Origin of the sequence: Pseudofrankia coriaricola (assembly GCF_032027725.1) — a bacterium.
GTDB lineage: Bacteria > Actinomycetota > Actinomycetes > Frankiales > Frankiaceae > Pseudofrankia.
In genome coordinates this window covers 1-4,400 of sequence record NZ_JASNFO010000022.1, presented here as the reverse complement: position 1 = coordinate 4,400, position 4,400 = coordinate 1, and the positions used below count along the sequence as shown (strand labels likewise).

The following is a 4,400-nucleotide window of genomic DNA, read 5'->3' as shown; positions in this document are numbered from 1 at the left end:
CAGGGCTGCGCGAAGGTCGCCCAGAGTTATGATTGGCTACGTCACGTAGCTGCCTCGCGGAAGCATCCGGATGCGGTAGACGGGATAGCGCGCGTCAGTCCTATCCCCGCGCACTTCGATCGAGATTCGCCTCAGTAGATCGAGCCGGGCATGCCGTGTGCCGACCCGGGAAATCTGCTGGACCGCGATTGGCGAGCCTTGGCCGCCGAATTATCTGAAACCTGGCCTGTCGTTGTTACAGAAGTGGCCTCCTGTTCGGGATAATGAAAGTTCCACCAAACAGAACCCCTGACCAGAAGGCCACCGCATGCCATCATGCCAGACCGGCGCCGCTCTGTCGAGCGGCCATGACCAGGCCGGCGAGAACAAAGCCAGTCGACTTCTCGAGATGCTGCGTCAGGTGAAAGATTTCCGTGCGGCCCGCGGAAAGATGTACGACCTCCATTTCGTACTCGCTGTCGCGGTCGTCGCCACACTGGCTGGCGCCGCGAACTACCGCCAGATCGGCAGACGGTCAGGCGACCTTCCACAACGTCTGCTCGCACAGATCGGTGCACCCTACGACTACTTCCGCGCGGCATACGTGGCGCCGGGCGAGTCCACTATCCGGGAGGTCCTCACGAATGTCGACGCGGACCTGCTGGACCTCCTCGTCGGCGTCTGGCTGCACGAATGCGCGACACGTGACCACGACGGAGACCTGGTGATCTCGCTGGACGGCAAGGTCCTGCGCGGCGCCTGGACCACCGGGAACAAGCAGGTCAAGCTGTTCGCCGCCATGATCCACGGAGAAGGTGTCGTCGTCGCCCAGACCCAGGTCCCCGACGACACGAACGAGACCACCCAGGTCGAGAACCTGGTGAAGATCCTCAAACACAAGCGCGGACGAACCATCGCCACCGCCGATGCCGCCCACACCCAGTTCAGGACCGCCATCCTGCTCCACAAACGCGGTATCGACTACGTCCTAACCGTCAAAAGGAACCAGCCCACCCTCTACCGGCAGGTCTTCGAGCGCTGCCTGCCTCTTCTCCAGCAAACACCGGGCCACGACGAAGAGGAACGCTCACACGGGCGCATCAAGCGGTGGACCACCTGGACGACCACCGCCGAGGACATCCGCTTCCCGTTTGCTCGGACGATCGCCGTCATCCGCCGTGACGAATTCGACCTCGAAGGTAACCGTCTCACCAGGGAGTACGCCTTCATCATCACCAACCTGCGCGGGGGCCGCGCCGCCCCAGCCGCAATCCACACCCACGTTCGCCTGCACTGGGGAATAGAGAACCGCGTGCATTACATCCGCGACACCGCCTGGCAAGAGGACGCCTGCCGCGCTCACCTCGGCAACGGCCCACGAAACCTCGCCATCCTCCGCAATCTCGCTCTCGGCCTCCTTCGGCTCCACGGCGTCAAAAAAGTCAAGGAAGCACTCGAACACATCGCCGCAGACCGCAACCGGGCACTCCAATTCCTAGCCACCTAGAGTGACCGACCGCCACCCTCGGCGATCTTCGCGCAGCCCTGGCCCCAGGTACGTCGAGCAGCGCCCGCCCCACCTCGGACCGCGCGGACCAGCCGGGCGTGAGATATAGCGGCCACAAACCGTGACCGCCCTCGGGTGCGGCGCCGTGGTGGACCGATTGTTACGAGCCGGTAGGAACCGACCTACTCGGATGATCCGATCGTTCGCGATTCGTCGATCACTGTGCGTGACAGCCTTGGGGCTGTCTCGCAGCGTAGGACTACCGCCTCACCTTCCGGGGTCTCGATGACCCTGCCGGTGGGCCGATAGACCACAGGGCGTGAATTGAGCCACGAGGTGCCGAAGGTGAGGGTCTGGCCGGAGCGCACCACGAAGGTGCCGCCGCGGAAGGGTCCGTCAGCCAAGATCGCGAGCGTCACGTCGGAGGGCGCCATGCGCCGTTACGCTAAGTGGCACGATTGGGCATCGCCATGCGTCGGCGAGGGACCGGGCGATCGTCACACATCGGCGATTCCGGCCCACGGAGAGAATTTGTTGTGAACGGCGAGTGTAGAGCCCGCTCGTCGGTGCCCCCGGATGTTCATCCGCCAGCCCGCGACATATCGCGGTCCGGTCTTCGCGCGTGCACATCACCGCGGCGATCTTCGTGGGACCGATCCCCGCACCAGTAGCAACACCACCTGCTGATCGCCTCCGGCACGAACGTCAAGGTGGTCCAGGCGAGGCTGGGTCACAAGTCCGCGCCCGAGACCTTGGACACGTACGGTCACCTCTGGCCGGACTCCGAGGACGACACCCGGAAGGCCGTGGACGCGGTCCTCGGGGGCCTTTCCCGGCGCTGCGACGGTCCAGGGACGGTCCAGCGTCGCGGGCTGACCGGCGAAGTGCCTGCGCCGCAGGCTATGTCTCCGGATACAGCGAGTACGACGGGAAGTTGCCGTAGAGGCGCTCGCCGGGGTCCGGGGCGACGGTGACGGCGTGGACGAGGTGCTCGCCGCCGACGAAGGCGCCCTTCCAGGAGGCGCCGCGGCCGCCGAACGGCTCCGCCCGGTCCCCGCGCGAGCGCGGACGGTTGATGCCGATCTTGAATGCGGCGAGCTCGGCGGACATCCGGTGAGCATTGTCCTCGTCGTCGCAGGCGAGCGAGGCGACGAGCGCGCCGTTCGAAGCGTTCATCGCGGCCAGCAGCTCCGCCTCCGAGTCGACCACCACGATCGTGTCCACCGGGCCGAACGGCTCGGCGTGGTGCAGCGCGCACGAGGTCGGCGGGGACAGGACCGCCGTCGGCGCCGCGTAGGCGGAGGTGTCCTGGCCGGGCAGGAACCGGCCGTCGGCGAGGCTCCCGCGGAAGAGCGGGACGCCGCCCTTGGCGATGGCCTCCTCGACCCGCCCGGCGAGCTCCGCGGCCTTGACCGCGTTGATCAGTGGCCCGAAGTCGAGGTCCGCCAGCGGCTCGTCGTCGGCGGTGACCGCCAGCGGGTGGCCGAACCGGACGGACTCCACCACCGGCAGGTACATCTTCAGGAACTCGTCGAACAGCTGCCGCTGGACGACGTAGCGCGGGTAGGCGGTGCACCGCTGCTTGGCGTACTCGAAGCCCTTGCGCAGGTGGCCGGCGAGCAGGTCCCACTGGGAGAACTCCCAGATACCCCAGGCGTTGAGGCCCTCCTGCTCCAGGCAGTGCCGTTTGCCGGTGTCGCAGAGGGCGGCGGCGACCTGGCCGCCGGCCGAGCGGCCCCCGACGAATGCGAGTGCCCCGATCTCCGGCGCCCGCACCAGGGCGCTCGACAGCCGCGAACCGGGACCGGAGACGAGCGACAGCGGCAGCCCCTCGCGGCGGGCGAGGGCGCAGGCCAGCGTGAGGCAGGCGGCGCCCCCGTCGGTCGGGGTCTTGGCGATCGCCGCGTTGCCGGCGAGCACCTGTACCAGCATCGCGTGCATGAGCACGCTCATCGGGTAGTTCCAGCTGGCGATGTTGCTGACTGGCCCGGGCAGCGGCGCGCGGCCGGCGAGCATCGGATCGATCTCGTCGAGATACCAGCGGACACCGTCGATGGCTCGGTCGACGTCGGTCCTCGCCAGCCGCCACGGCTTGCCGATCTCCCAGACCAGCAGCAGGGCGAGCGTGTCGCGGTGCGCGTCGAGCGCGTCGACGGCGGCGGTGACCCTGGCGCGCCGCTCGGCCAGGGGCACGTCCCGCCAGCGCCGGTGCTCCTCGCACGACGCGCCGATCGCCTCGCGGGCCTCGTCGAGCTGGATCATCGGCGGGCCGGCGATGGGGGAGCCGTCGACGGGCGAGACGCTGTGCGCCAGCGGCACGCCCGACACTCGCCAGCGGCCGCCCCACAGGTTGAGCAGGCGGCCGTCGCCGAACGCCTCCGGCGCCGTGTCGCTGGCGCGCGCGAACACGTCCGCCCAGGCGGTGCCGGGTGCCTGGCGCAGGGCGGGAGCCTGGCCCGCGACGGGCCGCCCGTCGGCGGTGCTGGCGGCCGGCCGGCCTCTGGCGGCTGGGCTGCTGGCGCCGCTGGCGCGGCTGGTTCGGGCGGCGGTAACCATACCCGCAGGGTGCGCCACCGTTCGCCGGTTCGCCAGCCAATGCCTATTCGCTGATCACTCTGCCCGGTACGCCAATCACCCCCGACGGGCGAGCATGGCCCGGCGGGCCGAGGGGAAAATCGGCCGCCGATATCTCAAAGCGCTTTAAGAAACATCGTCGAGAACGGGTGCGCGGCGCGGGGCCGGGCGTGGTTGCGTCCGACCGGTCGGTCCACTGGCGTGCGTGAGCTGGCACGAACGGTCCGGTCCAGCGTGGCCCGGCGGTGGGCTTGGCCGCCGCGCGGCGGGGGGGGGGGGGGGGGGGGGGGGGGGGGGGCGGGCGCGCGGGGCGGGGGGGGGGGCGGGGGGCGGGGGGGGG

2 protein-coding genes are annotated in these 4,400 nt (G+C 69.3%); one reads left to right on the top strand and one right to left on the bottom strand.

Going from position 1 to position 4,400, the window contains the following annotated elements; all coding sequences use genetic code 11:
* Positions 1–307 precede the first annotated feature (307 nt).
* Entirely contained in the window at positions 308–1,486 is a 1,179-nt protein-coding gene (locus tag QOZ89_RS13360) for an ISAs1 family transposase (protein ID WP_312623925.1), read from the top strand.
* Between the two features lie 900 nt (positions 1,487–2,386).
* Here QOZ89_RS13360 and QOZ89_RS13355 read toward each other — a convergent pair.
* The gene (locus QOZ89_RS13355; protein ID WP_241842086.1) at positions 2,387–4,042 is read right to left on the bottom strand and encodes an aldehyde dehydrogenase family protein; all 1,656 of its coding nucleotides are present in this window, start codon (positions 4,040–4,042) and stop codon (positions 2,387–2,389) included.
* Between the last annotated feature and the right edge of the window lie 358 nt (positions 4,043–4,400).

What these genes read in the sequence shown, in the direction of transcription:
- QOZ89_RS13355 (WP_241842086.1), bottom strand. Translation starts at nt 4,042, where the DNA reads ATGGTTACCGCCGCCCGAACCAGCCGCGCCAGCGGCGCCAGCAGCCCA.
- QOZ89_RS13360 (WP_312623925.1), top strand. Translation starts at nt 308, where the DNA reads ATGCCATCATGCCAGACCGGCGCCGCTCTGTCGAGCGGCCATGACCAG.